Origin of the sequence: Caulobacter sp. S45 (assembly GCF_903642205.1) — a bacterium.
Lineage (GTDB): Bacteria > Pseudomonadota > Alphaproteobacteria > Caulobacterales > Caulobacteraceae > CAHJWH01.
In genome coordinates this window covers 1-5,161 of the sequence record NZ_CAHJWH010000189.1, presented here as the reverse complement: position 1 = coordinate 5,161, position 5,161 = coordinate 1, and the positions used below count along the sequence as shown (strand labels likewise).

Annotated in this window: 2 protein-coding genes; both read left to right on the top strand. The window is 68.3% G+C overall.

Annotation, left to right across the window (positions count from 1 at the left end; genetic code table 11):
* Positions 1-237 precede the first annotated feature (237 nt).
* Positions 238-1,266 carry a helix-turn-helix domain-containing protein gene (locus HUV06_RS14475; protein WP_174301957.1) on the top strand — a complete coding sequence of 343 codons (1,029 nt, stop codon included), beginning with the start codon at positions 238-240 and terminating at the stop codon, positions 1,264-1,266.
* A gap of 142 nt (positions 1,267-1,408) precedes the next feature.
* Positions 1,409-5,161: S-layer family protein (locus HUV06_RS14470; protein ID WP_174301956.1), on the top strand; the 3,753-nt coding region annotated here is incomplete at its 3' end.

Here is a 5,161-nt window from a genome sequence, read left to right as displayed (position 1 = left end):
GCGTCGTCGATCACCCCTGAGCCCTCCGCCAAACCGCCACGGCCTGTCAGCGCCGTGGTCACCCAGTCCGAGTCTAATAATTAGATGGGCTAAGCGGCCATTCAGCCGATCTCGACGTGCTTCAGCGAAATGGGCTGAGTCTATTTAGGAAGGCTGGCGTCTGCTGTCCGAGTTGCGGAGCCTTGCGTGCCAGCAAGCTGCTTGGGACAGAGCCCGGATTGAACGAGTGCTGACGAGATGACTAAGGTCACGACCCTAGCAGCGGAAGAGGATCCGGTCCTGCGGGTCGTGCACGCCCGAGGCGCTGATGAGAGCGCCGCTGCGTTTGTCGAGCGGGTGGCGAGTTCGCTTTCGTTCGCCTTTCACCTGGACGCCGAGGTCGCTGAGCGGCCGGGCTTCGACCTTCTCACCCGCGCCATGGTGCTGCAGAACGGCGTCATCACGCGCTCGGAGGCCTGCGGCGAGTTCGTGCTCACCCGGGATCAGGCGCGGGTGGAGGCGAGTGGGGCGGACCAGCTGTACATCCTCTTCGTGGAGCGAGGCTTCGTGAGGATTGAGCCGAGCCTCAACCCCGCAGCGACGGCCGGCGAGGTGCTGGTCGTGGACCTGGCGGAGGCCTCGAAGCTGATCGAGCGGGACCAGACCGTGACCTGCCTGATCGTCGCCCGCGCCGCCCTGCCGCCGGAGGCCCAACGCCGCCGCTTGAACGGCTGCCTCGTGCCGGCGAGCCATCCCCTGGCGTCGGCGATCAGCGCCCTGGCGCATGAGCTGGGCACAGGCGTCATGCGGTTGCGGGCGTCGCATGCCAACGCTTTGCTGGAGGCGGTCTTGGCGCTGCTGGGCGGGGTTCTGATGGAGCTGTCCGTCGTGGACCTGCCGGCCATACCGTTGAAGACGGCCGTCGAAACCTTGGTCGACAACCACTTGCAGGAGGACGATTTGTCGCCGGCCTGGCTGGCCGCGCAACTGAACGTCTCACGGGCGACGCTCTATCGCGCGCTGCAACCATACGGAGGTGTTCGGGGCCTGATCCGTGATCGTCGCCTGGAGCGCGCGTCTCTGCTTTTGGTCTCGGACACGCCGCCCTTGATCGGAAGTATTCACAAGGACTTGGGGTTCAAGTCCAAAGCCGGCTTTGTAAAGGCCTTCTCCGCCAAGTTCGGGATAAGCCCCTACACATTGCGCAACTCGAAGGACGGTCGGCACGAGGCCCGAGAACAACTTGGCAAAGGCTGGAACAAGCGTACGCTGAAGCCGCAAGATTGAGGCCGGGCCACAAACACCTGAGACGAATGTGTAGGGTGCTGAGACGGCCGCGGTCTTACGTCGAAATCGTGCCTCTGTTAGAGGGGCTATAGTACCCCGGCGAGCGACGCGCCCGCGGGGGGCATGCGCCAGGATCGCCCAGATGACGCCCACCCCGGCTTCCGCCCGCCTGAAGCGCATGCTGCTGGCGACGTCTCTTCTCGGCCTGTCCGCGCCGGCCCTGGCCCGGGCGGCGCCTGTCCTGCCGACAGGGGGAAAGGTGGTGTCCGGGACCGCGGCCATCGGGGCGGCTGGAGCTGGGGGCCTGACCATCACCCAGTCCTCGAACAAGGCGATCATCAACTGGAGCGGCTTCTCCATCGGGCAAGGCGGCAAGGTCCAGTTCGACAACGGCAAGGGCGCCACGCTGAACCGGGTCACCGGCGGCTCGGTCTCCGCCATCGACGGCCTGCTGGGCGCCACGGGCTCGGTCTACGTCATCAATCCCAACGGCGTGATCATCGGCAAGACCGGGGTGGTGAACGTCGGCGGGACCTTCGTGGCCTCCACCCTGGACGTCTCCGACGCCGACTTCCTGTCCGGAGGCGCGCTGGGCTTCAGCGGGCCCTCGGCCGCCAGCGTGATCAACCTCGGCAAAGTGGGGGCGCTCGGCGGCGACGTGGCGCTGATCGGGGCGGTGGTGGAGAACGACGGGGCGATCAGCGCGGCGAACGGCTCGGCGGGGCTGATCGCAGGTCACAGCGTGGTGATGCTGCGCGACGCCTCCCTGGACGAGGGGCGGTTCTCGGTGCTGCTGGGCGGCGCGGGGACCAGCGCCACCAACGTAGGGGTGATCCAGGCGGCGGCGGCGGAGCTGCGGGCGGAGGGCGGCAACGTCTATGCGCTCGCCGGCGACACCTCGGGCGTGATCCGCGCCACCGGCGTGAAGAGCGGCGGCGGCAAGATCTGGCTGACCGCCGAGGGCGGGACGGCCCAGGTGGACGGGACGCTCGAAGCGCAAGGGCCACGCGGGACGCCTGGCGCCATCGAGACCTCCGCCGGCGTGGTGGCCCTCGCGCCCAAGGTGGACATCGACAGCCATGGCGGGACCTGGCTGCTCGACCCTTACGACGTGACCATCTCCACGGCGCCCGACACGGCCGGGTCGCCTGGCTCCGCGCCGACCCAGACCACCAACGTCAACACCACCACGCTCGACAACGCGCTTGCCGATAACAGCGTGGTGATCTCCACCGGCGCTGCGGGCGGCGCAGGCTCCGACGCCGGGAACATCACCGTGGCGGCGCCCGTCGCCTGGTCGAGCGGCGCGTCGCTGACGCTCACCGCCGCCAACGCCATCGCTGTGAACGCGCCCATCACCATCGGCGGGGCGGGCCAGCTGGCGCTGAACACGGGCATGGTCGCAGTGGGATCGTCCACCCAGCCGCTGCTCTCGTTCGCGCAGGGTGCGGCGGTGAGCTTCACGGGGACGGAGGACTCGGGTCAGGCGCTGAGCATCAACGGGACGGGCTACGCCCTGGTCTACTCCATGGCGGAGCTCGCCGCGCTGAACAACACCAGCGGCGACGACGCCCTGGCGGTCAGCCTCACCCCAGCGACGACCTATACGAGTTCGGTGATCGACACGTTCTCCGGCACGCTGGAGGGATTGGGCCACACGATCACCGGGCTGACCATCAATGACAGCGGCGGCTACGAAGTCGGCCTGGTCGGCAATCTGACCCGTAGCGCAACGGTGCGGGACCTTGGTCTGCTCGGCGTCGACATCAGCGGCAGCCAAGTGGTCGGCGGCCTTGCCGGTTTTAACGAAGGCACGATCAGTCAGTCGTACGTCACCGGCGTTGTTGGCGGGACGGAGAACTTTGATGGCGGACTGGTCGCAGACAATACCGGCACGATTGCCCAATCTTATGCAAACGTAGCGGTTAGTGGGACCAACACAGCGGGTGGCCTGGTAGGGCAGAATGGAGCCACGATTGTTGCATCTTACGCCAGCGGTCCGGTAGTTGGATCAGAGGGTGAAATAGGTGGCCTGGTCGGGGAAAACGGCGGTTCGATCACCCAAAGCTACGCCACCGGCGCGGTCGGCGGCTCGAGCGGCGGCCTCGTCGGGGAGAACGATGGCACGATCACCACCAGCTATTTCGACACCCAGACCACCGGGCAGAGCAGCGGCGTGGGTTTCCAGCAGCCTGGCGGCGGGACGCCGACGGGCCTGACCACGGCGCAGTTCCAGTCGGGCTCGGCCTCGGGCCTGGGCTCCGCCTTCGCGGGCGGGATCGGGGGGCTCTATCCCTACCTGGCGAACTTCTTCCCCAACGGGGTGCAGGCGGTGTCAGGGGTGGCCTATAGCGACGCCGCCGGGACCGCGCCGCTGGCGTCCACCAGCGCCGGCGCGGTGACGGTGTCGCTGGACGGGGGCGGGGCGCAGATCGGCCAGGCGAGCACCGGGGCGAACGGCTACTACTACGTGGCGGTCCCGGCCGGGACCCTGGCCAGCGGCGAGGCCGTGCTGGCCTCGACCCCCGCGGTCACCGCCACCGGCGCCACCGACAGCGCCACCTTGGCGCTCAGCACCGGGGCGGGCGCTCAGGCGGGGCTGAACCTCTATCCCTCCACCCTGACGATCCAGACGGCCCAGACCCTGCTCTCCACCTCGCCCACCCTCGCCACGGCGATCGCTGCGGCCGGGGCGGACGGCGGGGCGGCGGCCGTGGTGAACGGGACCACGGGTATCGGCTACGACGCCCTGGGCTCCAGCTTCACGATCGACCAGGCGGTGAGCACCAGCGGCGGCTTCTCGGTCGCCACCGGATCCGGCGATCCGCTGACGGTCGGCGCGCCCATCACCCTCGGCTCGGGCGGCGCCCTGTCGCTGCTGTCTGGCGGCGCGCTGGCGGTGGATGCGCCCATCAGCGTGGACGGCTCGGCCCCCGTGACCCTGGCCTACGACGCCTCTTCGCCCACCAATCTCAGCTTCGCGCAGGGCTCGGCCCCAACCTTCGCCAACGCCGACGGCTCGGCGGCGACGGCGCCTGTGACGGGCCAGAGTCTCACGGTGAACGGAACGGCGTACACGCTGGTCTATACTCTGGCGGAGCTGAACGGGATCGACGCGGCTAACAACGGCACGGGTGCGGTGCAATACGGTGCAGGCTTGGCTGGCGATTACGCACTGGCCTCATCCCTTGTCCTGGCAGGAACAACCTACACCCAAGCGCCTATCGCTTCGGTTGGGGGCACAACCTTTTCCGGCATTCTGGAAGGCCTGGGCCACACGCTCACCGGCCTGACCGTAAGCGCTTCTGGCGCGGATAGCGTCGGGCTGATCGGGACCTTGTTCGGCGCCGTGCGTGACTTGGGCCTGCTGAATGGGACGGTCATCGGAAAATACGATGTTGGCGCCCTCGCGGGGGGCAATTACGGCACGATCGTTCAGACCTATGCCACTGGCGCGGTGAGCGGGACCAATCAGGTCGGCGGCCTTGTGGGGTTGAACGGCGGTGCAATAACTCAGGCCTACGCCACTGGCGCGGTCAGTGGGCAGGGCAACGTAGGCGGCCTAGCGGGGGAAAACGCCGGCACTATCACCCAGGCTTACGCCACTGGCGCGGTCAGCGGCGGAGGCGACGTTGGTGGCCTCGTGGGGGCAAATACCGGCGCCATCGCCCAGGCCTACGCCACCGGCGCGGTTAGTGGGAGCAACGGCGGCTTGGTGGGGGGGAACTTCGGCGGCACGCTTGCCGACGGTTACTACGACATCCAGACAACGGGACAGACCAGTGACGGAGGCGGCGCCACGGGCTTGACCACCGCGCAGTTGCAGGGGACAGGGACACCAACCGGCTTCAGCCTGGGCTCGTCCTTCTCGGGCGGCGTGGCGGGCGGGCGGGCG